Below are 19,718 nucleotides of genomic sequence, written 5' to 3'. Positions count from 1 at the left end.
CTATTTCCTGACTTTGTTGAGATAGAAAGTCTATTCCATTTTTTATGTCATTTAGCCTATTTTTCCGTTTTGAAGGTCACGGTAAAATAGACTTTATGATCAATAATGGAGGGAGTGACTTCTTCTGGGCAAGATACTTGATGCAAAAGCACTAACCAGTGCCATGGACACAAGGGCAAAACACTACCAGGAACTCCGCGAACAAATGGTAGATTTAAAAAAGGCATTACAAGGTGTTGCCAACCTCGGTGATGATTTCACTGGGAAAGGAGCCGATAATATTAAAAGTTTCTATAAAGAGCTCGCTGGAAATGTAGACATGTTTATCAGCTTCATTGATAAGCAAAAAGCCTTTCATGAAGGTGTTTCTGGAACACTGGATGATACGAGCTTTGGCGGCGATACCTTTGTAGAAGAACACTTTTTAGACAACGCAGTACATATGGGCATCAAGAATGCTAAAAGCATTGTGAAGGATCAAAAAAAGGCACTCAAAACGATTTTTCAAGACATTGATGACCTCATTTCCCTAGAAGTATTTGATAGCCAAACCTTTGATGAAAAAATAGAAGATGCGGAAGATGAACGAAAAAAGACGGTCAAAGAACTAAGAGAGCTTGATCAAAATTTAAAAGATGAATATGCTTTGTCAGAGACGGAACAGCAAGCTACAATGGCATTGTATGCTGAAATGATGAATGCGACAAATGACGGAAAAGCGATTTCACCTATGAATTTTGATAAGAAAGCGTATCAAAATAGCGACATCTACAAGGCAAAAAGCGATATTGAGAAGCAAACTTCTGAATATCTGAAAATCAAAAAAGAACAAGAAGAAGCCCGAAAGATTGCGAAGGAACAAGAAGCCCTCGCCAACCGCCCTTGGTATGAAAAAGCCCTCGATTATGGTGGAAACATCGTGAATGAACTGACCGGCGTGAACGATGCAAAACGTGCCGCAACAGGCGTTGATCCAATCACAGGCGAGGAACTCACCGCAGGCCAGCGAGTCGCGGCAGGCGGCATGGCAGCCGCAGGCTACATCCCAATCGTCGGCTGGGCAGGCCGCATTTTCAAAGGCGGAAAAGCTGTCTATAAAACCACCCAAGCCACATCAGCTGCAGTCAGGGCAGTCGATATCTACAAGACATCACAAAAATCCTTTGACGCCTTAAAAACATCGCAAAAAGGACTATATGGCCTCACCGCCACCAACGGCTTCAGCGAAGCGATTACAGGCCGAGACATGTTTGGAAATAAGATCTCCAAAGAACAGCAGGAAGCGAGTATGAACGCGGCACTGGGGATGCTTTTGCCGATCGGGGTGAAAGGGTTTCATGGGAAGATGGGGGTGAAGGATAGTGCTGGTAAAGGTGGATTTAAACATAAGTATTCTGACAATAGCAAAAATCATCTAATACGGCCAGAAGGTGTTAGTAAGACAGGTGTAAGTGGTGGTCATAATGAAAAGGAATTTTTTAATTATTTAAATGAAAAGGAAATTCCCTATAAATTGGAGAGAAAAGAAAGCCATCCTTCGGTACATGGAATAAAAGATGTGTACTATAAAATAGCAAAACAAGAACGTGGTATGTATACAAAAGAATTTAAAGCATCTACTCATAAGAAGACTGTTTATGATGATAATGTATTTACTGATGAGCAAATTTATAAATATGGCCAAGAGGCAATGGAAAATGGTACTGAGTATGTAACTAGAGGCGGTCAACATGTAATACAAGGTACATCAAATGGTATAAAATTTGAAGGGTGGAAAAATCCAAAAACAGGGGAAATTGAAAGCTTGTACCCAGTATTAGAATGGAAGAAATATAGTAATTAGGAGGATCTTGATGTTAAAAAAAATGCAGCCGATTGTTCAAGACTTTTTTTCTTTTTTGAAGAATGATTTAGTTGAGGTGTTAGAGTGTTTGTCCCACAGAGAACCTTGGCAAGATCATATGATGGGATATGAACTTCCAGAGCATTCAGAGGATGTTGAATTTAATAATGGAGTAATGATATTTATGGACACAGCATCTTATCATGAAATTGTGATGGATAATCTAGATTTCTATAGTTGCTTAGAAGAGATTTGTATGGAGTATGTTGCTGAAACTCCAGAACAGAAGGCACAAGTTTATTTACTTTTGGACAAGGTAAAGACTACTTTAAATTTGTGAAAATTAAACCTAACTGAGTAAACCTTTAATACGAAGGTGATTACTTATATGAGGTATTCATTGAATTTAAGGAAGATCAAATTGATGATTTAGCAATAATACTACCAGAAGAAATAAGTATTTTTTATGCAAGATATTTCAACAATAGAAGAAGTAGATGAGTATATAAGATAAAGTATATGAAACCCTTGACATTTACCAGAAACACAGGAAGTTGAGGGGGAGAGATGAAAACCTTTAAAATCAATTAATAAAATCATAATGTGTAATGTTAATGGGTAAAGCTTGGAGGAGACAATAGAGTTTGTCAAATCACAAAAGGTGTATTAAATTATGAATTTTTCATTAGAGCATTTAAAACATCACAAAATAAAAGTTAATTGGAAAACTATATATGTAGGAATTAGGCTAGATTTGATTTCATACAAAGAAATAAGCAAGTATGCTGTGGAATATTTATCTAATCATACTGAATGTGAAAATTCTTTAATCCTAGAATTAGCTTGGGGAGATGGCGACCCAGATGAGGATTATAGAAAACTTCAAATGGTTTTGGTAGAATTATATAATGATTTGGTAGAAGAAGAATCCAGTCAATGGGACGTTGAAAAAAGGAAATGGAGATATGGTATAACGTCTCACTTAAAAGAAAAAAATAAGAATTCACCTGAAGAGTTGTTGGATGAGCTTTCTGAAGTATACGCAGATTTTGGCTATCCTGAGGATATGGAACCGTTTATTCATTATATGCCTTCTTCAGATGGCTATAATCCGTTACTGTATTCAAAAGAAGAGAATATAAATAGGTTAGTCTCTCTTTTTGAGGAGTTTTTACAAAAAGAAAAAGAAGTTGTTCAATTCGAGCAATTTTAATTACTGATCAAAAGATGCCTAATGAAATTAGAACTTGAATTTGAACAAGAAGTGACAAACTACTATAAGTGGTTAGATCAAAAAATAAATGAACTTAAACAGTTAAGTGTATATAGTATTAATGGATATTACTTTTTAGATAATGGTGGAATTAAAACTTTTCAAAGTTATTGTCAAAATGAACTAATCGAAATTTTTAGCGATCAATTGACTAATTACCATTTTTATATCTTTCTGAGTAAGAAAGTAAGTGATGTACATTCGCGAATAGAGAGATTCCGAAAAGTATGGAAATCTATTGATTCAGACATAAATACTTCAGGTTTTGAAAAGGGGCCAGAATTACTTTTAGATGAACATGAAAAACCGTTTTATGTCAGTATGGCCAAGGTTCCTCAACATGATTTAGATAAAGCATTGCGAATTATGGATCAGTATCAATCTAGTTTCATGATTGCCAGTAGAAGGGATTCTATGCTCTCAGAGGAATCTATAAAAGATTTGTTTTACTCAGGATTGGATAAGAATAGTGATGAAATAGATTATCAAGCGCTTTTTTTGAAGTATGGTTTGAATAGTGAAATTATCTTTAGATGGGGATCTGTTCTAAATGAGGCCGAATTGGCAATGATTTTAAATCAAGATCATACCCAGAAAATACGGGAGCGAATACAAAGCCATTCATAGTATTTTCAAAATGATCCCGTAATATTTTAAACAATCACCATATTCGGGACTGATCCCCGGTTTTGAGAGACTGGGATCAAAACACCGTATGAAACAGCCAGTTGTCGAAACTCTTTCGAGGACTGGTTGTTTAATTTCTATAGAATTCGAATAGTGGTATATGGATTTTATAAAATCGCTGAGTACTGTTTGTCAGAAGGTATTTGCTTTCCTTCAATCGAGAGAACATAAAATCTAAATACATGGAGAATACTATCGAGAGCATGAAATTGAAGCACTTAAAGTGAATGTGTATGAAGTCTTTATTCATTTAAATCACCTTCTTGAGCAAACAAAATTTTCAAGTGGGTATGGGGATTTTATTTTTGGAAGAATATTTCCGTTTTGGATTACGCATCGAGAGAACGGAATATTTTTATGAGCTAAGTATTTGGGGGCTGCGATGAACAGAATTGAGACATCATTTAAGGAGTGGAATGAACCACTCCTTTTTTCTATCGATGGTGTCATACGCTTGATCGATGAATTCCCTTCAAATTTAAGCAATTCACTATCTTTACCTTTCGCATTCGTATAAAATAAGAGCAGTGAAAAATTGAAGAAATGCTTGATACATGAAGGGCGTGTAAGCTGTGAGCTGCATGACATGATGAGATGTATGAACGTGAAGGCTGAAAAGCTGTTCTTCCTCACATATGAGATCTTGTAAGCGTAACCATTATTTGTCACTTCATTGCGATGGTGTTGAGGGGTGTGTCAGGATGAGGAATCCGTATGTGAGAACGGCTTCTAGTCTGTATATTAATTATTTTTTATTAGGTATGGTCAATATTATTTTGGCTTCAAATATGCCATTTTTAATCAAACAGTTAGATACCAATAGTGCGGGAATTAGTTATATGATTTCGGCGCTTGGCATTGGCAGGGTGCTCACGTATGGTTTATCAGGTATACTGTCAGATCGTTTTGGGCGTAAGCCGGTCATTTTGGTTTCTGGTGTGCTGATGGCGGTGTTCCTCATCGGAATCCCATTGTCTCCGAATTATCAAATCGCGTTTGCATTTGCGATTTTGGCAGGCGTCGCGAATTCGGCAATGGATGCAGGAACATATCCTGCGTTAATGGAGGCTTTTCCGCAAAACTCGGGATCTGCGAATGTGATGGTGAAGGCCTTTATCTCCATTGGGGCAACCATTTTGCCACTGGCGATTTTCTTTTTAGCAGAGCATGATTTGTTTTATGGAATTTCATTTTTTGTCCCTGCTCTGATCTATCTTGTGAATGTCTTGATGCTGTGGACCTTGCCATTTCCGAATCATCGTAAGGTGGAGCAAGTCCAGGTAACGGAGTATGACGGACTTCCGCGCTTCTCGACAGAGCCTACATTTTGGAGGGAAGGGATCGCACTCATTTTGATCAGCTTTACGTCAAATGGACTGTATGCGCTGCCGCAAATTTGGCTTCCTACGTACGGTGAGGCCATCTTGGGGATGGCATCGGGCAGTGCTGTAAAACTGCTCAGTTACTATAGCATGGGCGGGCTGCTGTCTGTCGTGATGCTCGCGTTTCTTTTGCGCCGCTTTGTCCGTCCGGTCACTGTACTGCTGATCTACCCAATCATTACACTTGTTTCCATTTGTGTGCTCTTGGTCGTGAAATCCCCAGTCATAGGAACCGTCAATGCGTTTGTATTGGGATTTTCAACGGCAGGAGTTTTTCAGCTGACGTTAACTGTGATGGCTGAATTCTTCTGGAAAAACAAAGGGACGATGACAGGGATTATCTCTACAGCGGGCGGCGTGTCGGCTATCGTCATCCCGGTCGTAACAGGTTTAATTCAGAGCCACGCGTCCATTTTACAAATCTTTATGTTCGATGCAGTGGTGGCTGTTGCGGCCATTATCGGCGCACTGTATATCCTGTATCGATACCGTCAAATCATGATACATGATTAAAAAAAAGACGACTTCCGCAGGAAGTCGTCTCAGCGTGTAGAGCTGAAAACAAAGGGCTAAAATGATATCATTTTAGCCCTTTGTCTATTTATGTTTTAGAAACGGTCATTTTCAAAAAGAATTTGTTTTACTTGATCAACTGGCATATCTTCACCAGTAAAGAGTTTATAAGCAAGTGCACCTTGCCATAGCATCATTCCAAGACCGTTAATGGTTTTGGCGCCAGCTTCCTGTGCTTGCGCAAGAAGCTTTGTTTTTTGCGGGTTGTATACGACATCTGTCACGATCAAATCTTCACGAAGTACATCAAGTGTATCATCGATAATGCTGAGTTGATCCAGTGGTTTCATGCCAAGGCTTGTCCCATTTGCCAGGATCGCACTTTCTGCTACTTCACGGCGGAACGCGTCTTTGTCTTCAAGTGGGAAAATGTTTGCTTTGACACCGAATGATTTCATTTCGTTGTTGATGTAATTTACATTTTCTTCTGCTTGAACAAAGTATTGATCATTACGAGCAAAAATACTAATTTCACGAATGCCGGACTGTGCAAGCTGAATCGCAATCGGAGTCGCAGCACCGCCAGAGCCAACGAGAGTGACCTTCTTACCAGCTAATTCAACACCATGTTCAATCAAGTTTCTTACATATCCAAGACCATCTGTGTTGTAGCCGATGAGCTTACCATCCTTGTTCACTACAGTGTTACTAGCACGTGTATATCTTGCAGAATCATCTAGTTCGTCTAAGTAATCTAGTACTTTCATTTTGTTCGGCATAGAGACGTTAAATCCAGCTGCACCCATTGCTTTCATACCATTTACGGCTGCTTCTAGTTCATCATTCCCTACTTCAAATGCAAGGTAAGCATAGTTGATACCTGTTAGTGTATAGCCAAGGTTATGCATACGTGGTGAAAGGCTGTGCCCGATTGGTGTAGCAAGTAGACCAACTAATTTTGTTTTCCCATCAATATTACGTTCATGTATGTTTGTCATGATTGACATCTCCTTTAATTATCTAAATAATTTTTTCATGCGTCCAAGAACAAAGACCGCTAGTAATATGCTAATAACTGCGATGATCATATCGAAAAATAACGTCATTTTAATATCGTACGTACTGACCAATCCACTTGTAATGAGCGGCACGAGTATAAACGCTGAGCTTGCCGCAATGTTTACATAGGATGAAGCCGTTGCTTTGTTTGTCGGGAACAATTTCATCATAATACTCATCGCCAGCTGGAAGATTCCCGCTGTAAATAGTCCTAAGAAGAAGGTGCTGACAATGACAATGCTGTAAGTTTCAACTTGGAATAGTGCAAGCATCGCAAGGAACGCTCCAATTGGATAAATGATCGCCACCATAATCGGTGAAATGAATTTATCTAAGACGATCGAAAGCAATAGAACAGATACCAGTGCACCAATACTAAAATAAGATAGAAGCTGTGTAGCTTGTTCTGTGCCAAGTCCGATTAATTTTAACCCGAGCTGCGGAAGCCATGTCTGCCATACGACAAACAATGCAGTCGATGTGAATCCCATCAGTACAACAGCTAAACCTTCGCCAAGCATTTTTGGTTCTTCTTTCAGCTGGTCCTGTACTGGAAGAGCGTCTTGTGAAGAAACTTGCTTATGGTTCGGGAATGGCATAAAGATTAAGTAAATCCCTACAAGTAAATAAAGAAGCCCTAGTCCAAAGAACGCCCAGCCCCAGAAGATGTCATGTGCCACTAGGAACGCCAAGATAAATGGAAGAACAGTCGCCCCAATGGATACAGACGCTTTTACTAAAACAGAAGCCGAACTTGCTTTTTTCGGAAATGACTCTGACAAAGCAGGATAGGTTCCTGAATCAAGCAGTGAGTTGGCAATACCTGCTGAAATCGCAAAGATAAATGCCAGTGTATAACTTGTTGTCGTTGGAATACCAATTAAGAATAATAAGTAAAGAAAATTTCCTGTAATAATGACAGGCTTACGTCCCCAGCTGTCGGCTAACCGGCCTGAGAAAAAAAGCGCAATGAGTTTACCAATTCCGATCGCCGATACAAGCAAGCTGATTTTCGGAATATCCACATGGTAGCGTTCAGATAAGCTGTCCATGTTGGAAGCTACAATAATATTGATCATGCCAAGCATGAAGTAGTTTAAATACATGCCAAGTGACGATTTTATATAAGGATTTTTCATGTTCCCACTCCTATATTTGAAACCCCATTTAAGGTCAAATTCTTTGTGTACCCTTTGTTATTGTTTCCTTCAAAATGAATAATATGAAGCCCATCACAACACCCCTTATGTGATTGATGAAAAAATAATGAATATTCATCTGTTCTTCAATCAAGTACATCGTTCTACTAAAATGCAAAAAATAATAACAGCCTTGATTAGGAAGTGAAACTTCATGATTTGATCAGAATCATAAAAAACCACTTTTAACTGTTTTTTGATAGAAATGATGATATGACGAAATAGGTATAACGATATACTAAAAGAAGCAACGAGATAAATATACTCCTGCATTTTAAATGTGTCAAGTTTATGACTTTGTGATTTAAAAAAAGAAAAATGAAACAAAGAAATAGTTGACTTGATCAATAAAAAAAGAGAATTGCTGCACACAATTCTCTTTTTCATCATGATGGAGAGGTTTCTCTAATATGAAGTTGAGGCTTTAAAATCAATCGCTGCAGCTCTTCATCCTGTTCGTTCATTTTATGATATAAAAGGTTCGCTGCTTTTACCCCGATGGATCGTGGGAAGGAGGAAACAGTGGTGAGCGGCGGATGATACATTTCTGCTTCAGGAACATTATCGAATCCAACGACATCGATATCTTCACCAGGCTTGATGCCCCGTGCTGACAGGGCTTGAATGACCCCAAAAGCGAATAAGTCACTAAAACAAAAAATAGCAGTAGGGGGCTCAGGCTGATCCATCACTTGGGCAAGTGCTTCTTTCCCGCCTTCACGAGTAGGTTCTATATCAATAATAAGAGAATCATCAATCGTCACATTTTCTTCGTCATGAGCTCTTTTGAAACCTTTCATCCGCTCAATCCAAGTCGAAGAAGTCTTGATGCCGCCTAAAAAAGCGATGCGGCGATGCCCTTTTTGAAGAAGATGATGAACCGCCATCCAAGTACCTTGTTCATAATCAACGCCGACATAGTCACATTGCACGTCTGATAATTCACGATTTGCCAGTACTTTTGGGGTGCGAATTTGATTTAATTGTTTGACCGTTCGAGCAGAGCTTTTCGAAGCTGGGTTTAAAATAATCCCGCCCACTCGGTGCTCTACCATGGTGGAAATGAGCCGCTCCTGTTTATCGACACTGTCAAAGGTTGTACCAAGTAAAACAGTATAGCCCAGCGATTCAAGTGTGGTCTGTACGCCAATTAAAAACTCCGAAATAAAGGTGTTAGAAATATCCGTCACAATCACACCAACGATATTTGAGCTTTTTGACCGCATGTTAGCAGCAACGCGGTCGTATACGTATCCTAAGTCCTCCATGGATTGCAGTACTTTGTTTCGTGTGGCTTCAGAGATTCTAGGATTATTTCGAACAACGAGTGATGCCGTTGAAGTCGAGACACCGGCATGCTTGGCGACTTCCTGTAATGTAACACGCTGTTTGTTCATTTTTTTCATTTATCTTCACCAACTTCCATGGATTGCTTAACTTTGTTCATGATCAAGAGGGATTTCTCCATCAAACGAGCCGAACATCTTTTGATTTATTATACATGAATCAGGGGGGATTGATGAAGTGAAGACATATGCGTACCGCCGTAAATCATAAAAGATTACCATTGACAGCTTTCTGAATGAGGCGTAAAATATAAAATTATTCAGAAATAGCAACATTTTAATTAAATAACGAAGGCTATGAATGCTGTGGGTCACACTATAGCAGGAGCAGCTTCTGGAGAGACCGCATGTGTGTGCGGCGCCGAAGGGTTCACAATCTCAGGCAAAAGGACAGAAGAGTACGAAATATTGTATTTGTGGTGCATGGATGATGCCGTGTATGACTTTTCTCTATTTTGCAATTCTTTTATGACCGTGAGATTGGAGCGCATCCAATCTCTTTTTTTATGGACTTTTTTAAAGGGTTCATTATTTCAGGATAAGATCGTGTCGTAGGAGGGTGTTAGCATTGGCACAACAAGAATTAAAACGTGATTTATCAAACCGTCATGTGCAATTGATTGCCATTGGCGGAACCATTGGAACAGGACTGTTTTTAGGATCTGGAAAAGCTATTCAATTGGCAGGTCCTTCAATTATTTTTGCTTATTTAATTGTCGGGATGGCCATCTTTTTTGTCATGAGGGCACTCGGAGAATTGCTTTTATCGAAGGCAGGCTATCAGTCATTAACCGATATTGCAGAGGACTATCTCGGCCCGTGGGCTTCCTTTGTGACAGGGTGGACCTATTGGTTTTGCTGGATTATGACAGCGATGGCGGATGTCATTGCGGTCGGTGTGTACGTGCAGTATTGGTTTGACATCCCGCAGTGGATTCCTGCCATCATTTGTTTATTGATTTTACTAGGATTGAATCTATTAACGGTAAAGCTTTTCGGAGAAATGGAATTTTGGTTTGCACTCATTAAAGTGATTACAATTCTATTATTGATCGGGGTTGGAATTGTTCTTTTAATCATTGGTTTTCAAACAGATGCCGGACCGGTGACAGTAACGAATTTATGGTCTCATGGCGGGTTATTCCCGAATGGTGTCACAGGTTTCTTATTGTCATTCCAGATGGTGATTTTTGCGTATGTGGGAGTTGAACTGGTCGGTGTGTCCGCAGCAGAAACAGCCAATCCGCAAAAAAACATCCCTTCTGCGATTAATAAGATTCCATTAAGAATTCTATTTTTCTATGTGGGAGCGATCTTTGTCTTACTATGTATCAACCCATGGACTGAACTCAGCGCATCAGAAAGTCCTTTTGTGAAAACCTTTGGACTCATTGGGATACCAGTAGCAGCAGGGCTCATCAACTTTGTCGTCCTGACATCTGCGGCATCAGCTTGTAATAGCGGTATGTTCTCGACAAGCCGCATTCTGTATAATCTCAGTCATCAAAAGCAGGGTCCAGCTTCCTTTGGACGTTTGAACAAGCATGCTGTCCCAAGTAATGCGCTATTCGTTTCGACGATTGTGGTATCGGTTGGAGCTCTTTTAAGCAAGCTGATTCCCGAGCAAGCTTTTGGTATTGTTACCACGATCAGTGCCATTTGTTTCATTTGGGTATGGAGTATTATTTTAATTTGTCATTTGAAATATAAAAAAACAAAGCCTGAACTGCATACAGCATCTACCTTTAAAGCACCGTTCACACCTTTTGTGAATATATGTGTTTTGGTTCTCTTCGCTGCGATTCTAGTGATCATGCTGTTTGCAGATGCAACACGCCCCGCGCTCTTATTAACGCCGGTCTGGTTTGGTTTCTTACTATTGATTTATGCACGAAAGAAACGCCGCACGTCATAATGAACGGAAAAAGCACAGCCTTTGCATGAGGCTGTGCTTTTGTTCATTTAACGATTTCTAATCTTTAGCACATAATTTGCATTCAAAATGATCAAAACAACCCCAATGACCATGATTGAGAAAAGCTGAGAGTGATTGGCTCCAAGGGAATACACAATCAAAATAAACATGGCGCCGGTCAATAGAACATTCATCATTTGATACGTGTGAAACAGTCCGCCAAGCATCACATGCTTTTCGCCTTCGTCTGAAATAGCGAGCAGCTTTTTACTATAATCTTTGTCAGATGGACTTGGCAGGTTGCGATTAGGGTAGACAAGCTTTAGAACAGATATCGCTATATATGAACTGATAATGGAGACAATAAATAAAGCAGCATTGACGAGAATCAACCAAATGGGCTGCTCGGTGACGATCGCGATACCGATGGCAACAATGGAAAAAATGGTACTTACCGTATTGGCTAAAGTCAAATCAGTAAAGGTCCGATATTGTTTTGCCTCCAGTTCATCCTCTTCATCTCCAGAAACCGAAAGAGATACTCTTTTTTTCATACGTGAAATCCCTGAAAAACAATAAATAATCAATAAAATCGTCAATCCACTGATGACAAGAGTGGCTTCAAATGCAACATCAAGAAGTGTCATTTCAAATTCGGCTGCCAGCAGACAGTAAGCGCCGAGAAAGCCAAGAAGAGCACCTAAGAGCATTTTGTATACAGTTTTCATGAGAGTTCATCCTCCTCGAATAGAAAAATACGTTCAATGGGTTCCTGAAAAATTCGTGAAAGTTTAACAGCGAGCAATAGAGACGGCATTAACTCATCTCGTTCCATTAAGCTAATGGTTTGACGAGAGACCTTTGCACGCTTTGCAAGCTCAGTTTGGTTTAAACCATCTCGCGCACGAAGCTCTTTTAACCGATTTTTCATTCTGTCACCTCAATTTTGGTTGAAATCTTTCCTTAATTGTAAAGCATTATATTCATTTTGACAAGTAAAGTTGTCAAAATGATAAAAATAATTGTCAGAAAGATCATCTTTATTGAAAAGGTGAACCATGATACGCTAAAGAAAAGAGAAACAGAAAACAGGTGATGTCCGTGTTCATTGATCAATTAAAAAATGACTTACATCAATCACAACCGTTGTTCATTGGAGAAGAGACAGCGTTCAAAGCAGCAGTCCTTATCCCTTTGGTGCAAGTAAATGGAGATTGGCATATATTATTTGAGGTCCGATCGTTGACCATGAGAAAACAGCCGGGGGATATTAGCTTTCCTGGGGGCAAGCTTGACGGCAGCGAAACTGCACAGGAAGCTGCACTGCGAGAAACACATGAAGAGCTGGGCATTCCGCCAGAATCGGTCGAGATCCTTGGACAGCTCAGTCCTTATATCGCTTCTCCATCTTTTGTGGTATACCCATATGTCGGTATCATTGATGAGCAAAAAGTGAAACACTCCTTTAATCAAGAAGAAGTAGAGGAGACTTTTACCGTGCCTCTATCATGGCTCAGCCAATATGAGCCGTACTTACATCATGTATCCGTTCAGCCAACACCAGGAGAGGACTTCCCTTATGAAAAAATCATGAATGGTGAAAAATACAGCTGGGGAAGCCGTTCGATTGAGGAATGGTTTTATGATTACGAAAACTACACCATATGGGGATTAACAGCCCGCATATTAAAGCATTTTGTGACCGTTACAAAAAGAAATTCCTAGAGAGTCGCTCTCTAGGAATTTGTTGTATTCAGACGGTCCTTCGCTGTTTGTTGACCTTTACTTATTGAAATAGGGGATTTTGCTTGGCTCAGTCCGTAGGAAGGCATGTTCACGTAGATGGATTCATACGAGCCGGCTTGAATTTGGTACGTTTCATGATAAATTCCGACGGCATCATTATTTCGTGTTCTTTGGTTAAATTCTTTCCAAGCAGCCAAATGCTTCTCCATCTTGGCATAGGCAAGGAGGTCATCTGTTGATTTCCAATATTGAATCATCGCTGTCGTGCGTAATCCAAAGTAATTCTCTGTCCCAAGAAAGCCAAGCTCATCTTGATGGGTATACAGTTCCTTGATCATGCCAGGCATCGCTATGAACACAGGCAGCCATTGATGAATGGCCCAGCGTTTGTTGATCCTCATTCCGATGATGAACACAACAATCGAATCAGAATTGTCCGTTGTAAATCTGCCCGCACGTATGTCTTTTTTCATTCATTTACCCTTCCTTCTTCATCGAATGGAATGTGTCCACGCACCAATCAATTCCTGCTTGAGCCACTCTTTTTCCATAATCTAAAGTAAACAGCCAATACTTCGCATCCGCTTCATCTGGATAAAGCTCTTGAATGTTTTGTTCAATCGCAACATATGTCTCATAACGAATACGGAGCTGCCTCTCATAATCCTGTAAAAGCACCAATTTTTTCTCAAACGAAAGATATTGACCGAAGAATAACTTTAATAACACCTCATTACGCTCTGTTGGTAACTGGTCAAGCGGCTGCGCCAGCCACTCTCTTAACGTATCCAGTCCTTTTTCAGTCAAATGATATTCCCGCTTGTCTGAGCGGCTAGAAGCAGCAGCAGGTGAAACTTCCGCAAGGCCTTCCTCGACTATTAACTTTAAAGCTGGATAAATTTGTCCATAACTGATTTTCCAAAAATGATGCAGGCTTCTATCAATTAATTGCTTCACTTCGTACCCCGACTTACAATCAGTCGTTAAAATACCTAAAATCGCATACGTCGTATCATTGTATTTTTTCATATCAGCACACCTATCTAAAAGATATATCTTTTAGATATATAATAAATGATGTGAAGTGGCAGATACAAGGGGTTGTTGAAAATAAATTCGATAAAGGGAGTGGATATTTACCTGATTTTGTTAATCAGAGAGGTGAATCACTCATATATATGGATGATCATTCATCAGATTATATATTGGAGGGGTACGTATGAGTAAATCGAAAATCTGGTTTGTGGCTGTCCTGACGGTATTAGTCCTTGGTGCAGTCAGCTGGTCAGCCTATCAAGCAATCGGAAAAAAGAGTGCATTAAATCAATCCTACGCCTTTGCGCAGAAAACAAAAGAGGGCGTGAATTGGTTTAAGGTAACGGAGAGAAAAGGGAAAGTAACCGGTCACTTGAATAAAACCATTTTAGAAGAAATTCCGGAAATGCATTTTGATCCGAATTTATTTAAACATAAATATCAATTAACTGGAAAAGCAATAGAAAACGGTTATGAATTTGAAGTGAAGCGAGGAAAAGATCCGGTGATGTATGAAGTACATGTTGCTGGAAAAGATCTTTCTGTGAAAAAACAAGGTGAAAACAAAAGCATCACATACAAAGCAGTTGATCAAAAAAAATTAAATGCGTATCAAAAAGCCATTCAAGATCGATATGATGAGTTAATTGATGACTCAGAAACTAGATTTTATGATTATTTAAGAGACTACATCAAGAAAGTAACAGGTGCTTATGGTTATCTGTATACTGCGGAGGATGGTTCATACCAACTATTTCTACAAGTAAAGCACATGCATATTGAGTCTGAATGGTCAGGGGCCTTTCTAATGAGAACAGTTCCAGGGGATGGTGGTGAACCTTATAAAGAGACGAAACATAAAGCGGGTGGTGTTTCTGATGGAATCATGTTTGATATCAGTACCTATCCTCAAATCGAAGAGCACAAAACTGGTATTATCGTAGGCTCAACGAATCGAGGTGCAAAATCAATAAAACTTCCTCTGAAAATAGCAGGCGGCATCGTAGAATTTAAACCAGTCTCGAAGCAGGAATATCAAAAACAATCTGAAGCATTTAAAAAGCAGGCAGAAGAAAAGAAAAAATAGATGTTGATAACCAGATGAATGAATAAATTTATCTGGTTTTTTATAATGAAAATAGTTATTTGTGGAAAAAGGAGGAAGGTAAACGCTTCAACTAATTAAGGAAAATGAATTTGGGTATATAGACCTTAATAATTTTTAGAAAAATAAATGTTGACGCTTTCATATAATCAATATATACTAAAAACAAATCCAATATGAATAAATTAGACATGTGACTGGTCATGCAGGCAGGATCTAAAAACGATGAATTTCTTTTATTTGTCGTTTTAGGTCCTTTTTTTATTGCCAAAATATAGGTCTCATGTATGAGAAAAGGGGGAGAAAAAATGGATTACACACAAGTTGCCAAAGACGTTTTACAGCATATAGGCGGCAAAGAAAACATTGCGCACCTTGAGCACTGTTCAACAAGACTTCGCTTCACGCTAATTGATCAGAAAAAAGCAGATGTACCAGCACTAGAAAAAACACCAGGTGTCATAGCTGTCAGAATGTCAGGACAATGCCAAGTGGTGATTGGGAATGACGTCATTGAAGTGTATCAAAAGGTAACAAGTTTAATAGGCAGCAGCTCATCAAGCCAAGACGTGCCATCCAATCAGCCAAAAGAAAAGAGAAAAGCAGGCACAGTCCTGTTAGATTTCATTGTCGGTGTCTTCCAGCCTCTTGTACCAGCTATCGCAGGCGGAGGAATTTTAAAATCATTTCTTCTCCTTTTCTCTTTATTAGGCTGGATGGATGCAAAGGGACAAACCTATCAAATACTGAACATGGTAGGTGATGCACCACTTTACTTTCTGCCTTTATTAGTTGCTGTAACGACGGCGAATAAACTAAAAGTAAACCCACTGGTCGCATTATCACCAGTCGGTGCGCTCCTTCTGCCGAACATGACAGCAATGCTTACAGAAGGTGCACAATTACTGTCATTCGATGTAAAAAATATAGCTTATGCGTATCAAGTGTTTCCGGCAATCCTTTCTGTATTGCTTTACGCTCAAATGGAAAAATTCTTTACGCGGTTTTCACCAAAACCAATTCGAATTTTCTTCGTTCCAATGATGTCATTGGTCATTACTGTACCAGTTACGTTGCTTCTATTAGGACCGATTGGTTTTACAGCAGGACAAGGTTTTTCATCAATTATTCTTGCAATGTTTAATACAGTAGGCTGGGTAGCTGTCGCAATTTTAGCAGCGGTCCTCCCATTCATGGTTGCTTCAGGCATGCACAAAGCAATGGTCCCTTATGCAGTCACAACGATGGGAACCCTTGGGAAAGAAGCACTTTATTTACCGGCATCACTTGCGCATAATATTGCGGAAAGTGGAGCGTGTTTTGCTGTGGCACTTCGAACAAAAGACAAGGTACTCAGATCAACAGCCATTTCGGCAGGGATTTCAGCCTTTTTTGGTATCACAGAGCCGGCGTTATACGGTGTAACACTTCAAAATAAGCGAGTCCTTGGAAGTGTTATGATTGGTTCGTTTGTTGGCGGAATTTTCATTGGTTTAGTTGGTATACAAGCCTTTGTGCTTGTTGGCCCTGGATTAGCAAGCATGTCGATGTTTATATCAGATGAACTTCCGCGAAATCTGATGTTTGCTATCATTGGAGCAGTCATTTCATTTATTGTCGCATTTATCGCTGCTTTTGTATTAGGTAAAGATCGAACAGTAGAAGAAAAGACAAAGGACCAAGCTGCATTTGCTGAACAAATTGGAGCAGGAGAAACTTTCAAAAGCCCTGTGATTGGTCAAATGATCTCTCTATCTGAAGTAAAAGATGATATTTTTTCTTCAAAGGTCATGGGGGACGGAATTGCCATTGTACCTTCAAAAGGAGCACTTTATGCACCAGTAGATGGTGAGGTGACCTTGCTGTTCGAAACAAACCATGCGCTTGGTATGAAAACGGACCAAGGGGTTGAAGTATTATTCCACATCGGCATTGACACTGTTCAGTTGGAAGGACAGTATTTCCATCCAAAAGTGCAGGCAGGAGATCGTGTTCAAGCAGGAGATTTATTGATTGAATTTGATTTAGAAAAAATCATGGAAGCAGGATATGATCCAATAACACTTGCTGTAATCACAAATACAGATCAATATGATATTAAGGTACAGCCATTACAAGAGGTCAATCGTCAAGATACATTGATGGTTGTTACACAATTAGGAGGCTAATCATATGACAAAAATCAAAGGTTTTCCAAAAGGATTTTTATGGGGCGGCGCCATTGCGGCTAACCAGGCAGAAGGCGCCTGGAATATAGATGGAAAGGGACCGTCTGTTGCAGATATTGCAATGTACCGTTCCAACTTGAGTGTAGAAGATTATGAAGGTCATCTTGCTGTTACCACTGAAAATATAGATCGTGCAATGAAAGATCCAGACGATAAAAAATATCCAAAACGCAGAGGTGTCGATTTCTATCATCACTATAAAGAGGATTTGGCTCTCTTTGCAGAAATGGGATTTCAAACACTTCGGATTTCTATTGCATGGAGTCGTATCTTCCCTACTGGAGAAGAAGCGGAACCGAATGAAAAAGGGCTTCAATTTTATGATCGTGTCTTTGCAGAAATGAAAAAACACAACATAGAACCGATCGTGACTCTCTCTCATTATGAAATGCCTTTAGCGCTTAGTGTGAAATATAATGGCTGGGTTGAAAGAAAAGTCGTTGATCTCTTTGTGAAGTTCGCCAATGTATGTTTTGAACGATATAAACATGATGTGAAATATTGGCTCACCTTTAATGAAATTGATAGTATTCACCGCCACTCTTTCATTACAGCAGGAATTATTCCTGATCGCTGCCCAGAAGGAAAAGTGGAAGAAACGGTGTACCAAGCACTTCATCATCAATTTGTCGCATCTGCTCTCGTAACAGCAGATTGCCATCGCATCATCCCAGGCAGCCAGGTAGGATGTATGCTGACAAAATTGACAACGTATCCGCATACGTGCCACCCGAATGATGTGGAACAAGCTTTGAAACAAAACTTAGAAAACTATTTCTATGCAGATGTTCAAGTGTTTGGCGAGTATCCGCCACTGATCAAGCGCATGCTTGAGAGAAAAGATATTCATATTCAAATGGAAGCAGATGACCTTACCATTTTAAAAGAAAACACAGTAGATTTTATCTCATTCAGCTACTATATGTCTTTAACGGAGTCAGCCCAAGAAGGATTAGAAGAGACAGAAGGGAACACAATTCGCGGGGTTAAAAACCCTTATCTTCCTTCAACTGACTGGGGCTGGCAAATTGATCCGATTGGTCTGAAAATTTCTTTGATCGAATTGTATGATCGTTATCAAAAACCTCTTATCATTGTCGAGAACGGCATGGGTGCAAAGGATGTAGTTGAAAGTGATGGCTCTATCCATGACGACTATCGTATTAACTATTTTAAAGAGCATTTCCGTCAAATGAGAGAAGCGATTGAAGAAGGCGTCGATCTCTTTGGATATACGAGCTGGGGCTCGATTGATATTATTAGTGCAGGTACATCACAAATGTCAAAACGCTATGGCTTCATTCACGTCGATCAAGATGATGACGGGAACGGGACATTAAAACGATCTCGAAAAGATTCATTTTATTGGTACCAAAAAGTCATTGAGACAAATGGTGAATCGCTTGATTGAACACCACAATCATGAAAACAGGTGATGACGATGTTTAAAATCAAAAAAGTTTTAAACTCGAGTGTGGTCCTGGCTGAAGATCAGAACCAACAGGAGATGGTATTGTTCGGCCGAGGAATTGGCTATGGACAGAAACCAGGTCAAATGATAGAAGAGAAAAAAGCGGACCAAGTCTTTATGTCAGTTGATAACATGAGAGCAAAAGAATTTCTTCAACTGTTAGATTCAATGCCTCAGGAGTTTATCGATTTAACTCAGCACATCGTCCAATATGCAGAAAAATGTTTAAACTCAACTTTAAATTCAGGTGTTTATTTTACCTTAATGGATCATTTGAATTTTGCAGTGGAACGTCATAAAAAGAATATTAATATTACGAATCGCGTGTATTGGGAAATCAAAAACTACTATACGGAAGAATTTGAAGTAGGGAATTACGCACTTGAGTTAGTCAATGACACATTGGGCATACAATTACCAAAAGAAGAAGCTGCTAATATCGCCTTTCACTTAATTAATGCATTAGGTGAAAAATCCGATTCGAAAGATGGTATGAAATATGCCAAGATGATCGGGAGTATTGTCAATCTTGTGCGCTATACATTGAATATGAAAATGGATCAAGAGAATATTCATTACAGCCGGTTCATTACACATGTGAAATTCTTTGTAGAAAGATTTTATGCTGATAAATTATTATCAGATCAAGAAAATGAGTTGTTTGAACAAATTGCACACTTATATCCTCAAGCGATGGATGTTGCTTTTAAGATCAAAGACTATATTAAACAGGTGCATAGTATCGTCATTCCTAATGATGAGCTTACTTATCTTGCGGTACATATACACCGCCTCATATCTTATCAGCAACTAAAATAAATGTGGAACCACTTGCCTTGATGAGGCGAGTGGTTCTTTGTATGACCAATGTTTATATTAAGTTCCGATAGGTCGTTCTGTTGTACCAGGATTTTCA

General features: G+C 39.3%; 18 protein-coding genes and 1 riboswitch. Of the genes, 11 read left to right on the top strand and 7 right to left on the bottom strand.

Annotated features, from left to right (window positions below; all coding sequences use genetic code 11):
• Positions 1-124 precede the first annotated feature (124 nt).
• The 5 genes from NSS80_RS19460 to NSS80_RS19440 all read left to right on the top strand — a co-directional run bounded on the left by NSS80_RS19460 (position 125) and on the right by NSS80_RS19440 (position 5,698).
• Positions 125-1,843, top strand: coding sequence for a T7SS effector LXG polymorphic toxin (locus NSS80_RS19460; protein WP_342498491.1), 1,719 nt, complete (start codon positions 125-127; stop codon positions 1,841-1,843).
• A gap of 10 nt (positions 1,844-1,853) precedes the next feature.
• Positions 1,854-2,183 (top strand): hypothetical protein, encoded by a 330-nt coding sequence (locus tag NSS80_RS19455; protein ID WP_120208028.1) that lies wholly within the window; start codon positions 1,854-1,856, stop codon positions 2,181-2,183.
• Positions 2,184-2,516: 333 nt separating this feature from the next.
• Positions 2,517-3,056, top strand: a complete 540-nt coding sequence (locus tag NSS80_RS19450) for a DUF2247 family protein (protein ID WP_306654640.1) — start codon at positions 2,517-2,519, stop codon at positions 3,054-3,056.
• 21 nt (positions 3,057-3,077) lie between these two features.
• Complete coding sequence (locus tag NSS80_RS19445) at positions 3,078-3,743, top strand: hypothetical protein (RefSeq protein WP_317221731.1); 666 nt, start codon at positions 3,078-3,080, stop codon at positions 3,741-3,743.
• A gap of 761 nt (positions 3,744-4,504) precedes the next feature.
• A complete protein-coding gene (locus tag NSS80_RS19440) occupies positions 4,505-5,698 on the top strand; it encodes an MFS transporter (RefSeq protein WP_252049949.1) in 1,194 nt (397 codons plus the stop codon).
• 95 nt (positions 5,699-5,793) lie between these two features.
• On the opposite strand, the gene NSS80_RS19435 is transcribed toward NSS80_RS19440, so the two are convergent.
• The 3 genes from NSS80_RS19435 to NSS80_RS19425 form a co-directional block, all read right to left on the bottom strand.
• On the bottom strand, positions 5,794-6,696 hold the full coding sequence (locus NSS80_RS19435) for a shikimate dehydrogenase (protein WP_024423990.1): 903 nt from the start codon (positions 6,694-6,696) through the stop codon (positions 5,794-5,796).
• An 18-nt stretch (positions 6,697-6,714) separates the two neighbouring features.
• The gene (locus NSS80_RS19430) at positions 6,715-7,896 is read right to left on the bottom strand and encodes an MFS transporter (RefSeq protein ID WP_070326227.1); all 1,182 of its coding nucleotides are present in this window, start codon (positions 7,894-7,896) and stop codon (positions 6,715-6,717) included.
• 446 nt (positions 7,897-8,342) lie between these two features.
• Positions 8,343-9,362 carry a LacI family DNA-binding transcriptional regulator gene (locus NSS80_RS19425; RefSeq protein WP_024427590.1) on the bottom strand — a complete coding sequence of 340 codons (1,020 nt, stop codon included), beginning with the start codon at positions 9,360-9,362 and terminating at the stop codon, positions 8,343-8,345.
• Between the two features lie 264 nt (positions 9,363-9,626).
• Positions 9,627-9,706: riboswitch (glycine riboswitch) on the top strand.
• Positions 9,707-9,870: 164 nt separating this feature from the next.
• Between NSS80_RS19425 and NSS80_RS19420 the strand changes: the two genes are divergently transcribed.
• Positions 9,871-11,217 (top strand): amino acid permease, encoded by a 1,347-nt coding sequence (locus NSS80_RS19420; protein WP_317221732.1) that lies wholly within the window; start codon positions 9,871-9,873, stop codon positions 11,215-11,217.
• A gap of 47 nt (positions 11,218-11,264) precedes the next feature.
• On the opposite strand, the gene NSS80_RS19415 is transcribed toward NSS80_RS19420, so the two are convergent.
• Both NSS80_RS19415 and NSS80_RS19410 read right to left on the bottom strand, forming a co-directional pair.
• Positions 11,265-11,945 (bottom strand): DUF3169 family protein, encoded by a 681-nt coding sequence (locus NSS80_RS19415; RefSeq protein WP_041118373.1) that lies wholly within the window; start codon positions 11,943-11,945, stop codon positions 11,265-11,267.
• Positions 11,942-12,148, bottom strand: a complete 207-nt coding sequence (locus NSS80_RS19410; protein WP_003215336.1) for a helix-turn-helix transcriptional regulator — start codon at positions 12,146-12,148, stop codon at positions 11,942-11,944. Before NSS80_RS19410 ends, NSS80_RS19415 begins: the two co-directional genes overlap by 4 nt.
• Positions 12,149-12,318: 170 nt before the next feature.
• On the opposite strand from NSS80_RS19410, the gene NSS80_RS19405 reads away from it, so the two are divergent.
• Entirely contained in the window at positions 12,319-12,942 is a 624-nt protein-coding gene (locus NSS80_RS19405) for a CoA pyrophosphatase (protein ID WP_046312645.1), read from the top strand.
• 11 nt (positions 12,943-12,953) lie between these two features.
• On the opposite strand, the gene NSS80_RS19400 is transcribed toward NSS80_RS19405, so the two are convergent.
• Together NSS80_RS19400 and NSS80_RS19395 are read right to left on the bottom strand one after the other, a co-directional pair.
• Positions 12,954-13,436: a DUF4188 domain-containing protein gene (locus tag NSS80_RS19400; protein WP_046312648.1), complete on the bottom strand. Its 483-nt coding sequence runs from the start codon at positions 13,434-13,436 to the stop codon at positions 12,954-12,956.
• 4 nt (positions 13,437-13,440) lie between these two features.
• Complete coding sequence (locus NSS80_RS19395) at positions 13,441-13,992, bottom strand: PadR family transcriptional regulator (protein ID WP_046312650.1); 552 nt, start codon at positions 13,990-13,992, stop codon at positions 13,441-13,443.
• 190 nt (positions 13,993-14,182) lie between these two features.
• On the opposite strand from NSS80_RS19395, the gene NSS80_RS19390 reads away from it, so the two are divergent.
• The 4 genes from NSS80_RS19390 to NSS80_RS19375 all read left to right on the top strand — a co-directional run bounded on the left by NSS80_RS19390 (position 14,183) and on the right by NSS80_RS19375 (position 19,621).
• A complete protein-coding gene (locus NSS80_RS19390) occupies positions 14,183-15,085 on the top strand; it encodes a hypothetical protein (protein WP_317221733.1) in 903 nt (300 codons plus the stop codon).
• Between the two features lie 326 nt (positions 15,086-15,411).
• Positions 15,412-17,271, top strand: a complete 1,860-nt coding sequence (locus NSS80_RS19385) for a beta-glucoside-specific PTS transporter subunit IIABC (RefSeq protein ID WP_342498386.1) — start codon at positions 15,412-15,414, stop codon at positions 17,269-17,271.
• Between the two features lie 4 nt (positions 17,272-17,275).
• Positions 17,276-18,742 (top strand): glycoside hydrolase family 1 protein, encoded by a 1,467-nt coding sequence (locus NSS80_RS19380; protein WP_317221734.1) that lies wholly within the window; start codon positions 17,276-17,278, stop codon positions 18,740-18,742.
• Between the two features lie 30 nt (positions 18,743-18,772).
• A complete protein-coding gene (locus NSS80_RS19375) occupies positions 18,773-19,621 on the top strand; it encodes a PRD domain-containing protein (RefSeq protein WP_317221735.1) in 849 nt (282 codons plus the stop codon).
• Positions 19,622-19,718: the final 97 nt, after the last annotated feature.

The organism is Bacillus sp. FSL M8-0350 (assembly GCF_038593345.1).
GTDB lineage: Bacteria > Bacillota > Bacilli > Bacillales > Bacillaceae > Bacillus > Bacillus safensis.
This window is presented reverse-complemented; position numbering and strand designations above follow the sequence as displayed.

Coding starts and splice junctions, on each gene's coding strand:
- NSS80_RS19410 (WP_003215336.1), bottom strand. CDS start 12,148: ATGAAAAATCGGTTAAAAGAGCTTCGTGCGCGAGATGGTTTAAACCAA.
- NSS80_RS19455 (WP_120208028.1), top strand. CDS start 1,854: ATGTTAAAAAAAATGCAGCCGATTGTTCAAGACTTTTTTTCTTTTTTG.
- NSS80_RS19435 (WP_024423990.1), bottom strand. CDS start 6,696: ATGACAAACATACATGAACGTAATATTGATGGGAAAACAAAATTAGTT.
- NSS80_RS19400 (WP_046312648.1), bottom strand. CDS start 13,436: ATGAAAAAAGACATACGTGCGGGCAGATTTACAACGGACAATTCTGAT.
- NSS80_RS19380 (WP_317221734.1), top strand. CDS start 17,276: ATGACAAAAATCAAAGGTTTTCCAAAAGGATTTTTATGGGGCGGCGCC.
- NSS80_RS19390 (WP_317221733.1), top strand. CDS start 14,183: ATGAGTAAATCGAAAATCTGGTTTGTGGCTGTCCTGACGGTATTAGTC.
- NSS80_RS19440 (WP_252049949.1), top strand. CDS start 4,505: ATGAGGAATCCGTATGTGAGAACGGCTTCTAGTCTGTATATTAATTAT.
- NSS80_RS19415 (WP_041118373.1), bottom strand. CDS start 11,945: ATGAAAACTGTATACAAAATGCTCTTAGGTGCTCTTCTTGGCTTTCTC.
- NSS80_RS19445 (WP_317221731.1), top strand. CDS start 3,078: ATGAAATTAGAACTTGAATTTGAACAAGAAGTGACAAACTACTATAAG.
- NSS80_RS19430 (WP_070326227.1), bottom strand. CDS start 7,896: ATGAAAAATCCTTATATAAAATCGTCACTTGGCATGTATTTAAACTAC.
- NSS80_RS19450 (WP_306654640.1), top strand. CDS start 2,517: ATGAATTTTTCATTAGAGCATTTAAAACATCACAAAATAAAAGTTAAT.
- NSS80_RS19385 (WP_342498386.1), top strand. CDS start 15,412: ATGGATTACACACAAGTTGCCAAAGACGTTTTACAGCATATAGGCGGC.
- NSS80_RS19395 (WP_046312650.1), bottom strand. CDS start 13,992: ATGAAAAAATACAATGATACGACGTATGCGATTTTAGGTATTTTAACG.
- NSS80_RS19375 (WP_317221735.1), top strand. CDS start 18,773: ATGTTTAAAATCAAAAAAGTTTTAAACTCGAGTGTGGTCCTGGCTGAA.
- NSS80_RS19425 (WP_024427590.1), bottom strand. CDS start 9,362: ATGAAAAAAATGAACAAACAGCGTGTTACATTACAGGAAGTCGCCAAG.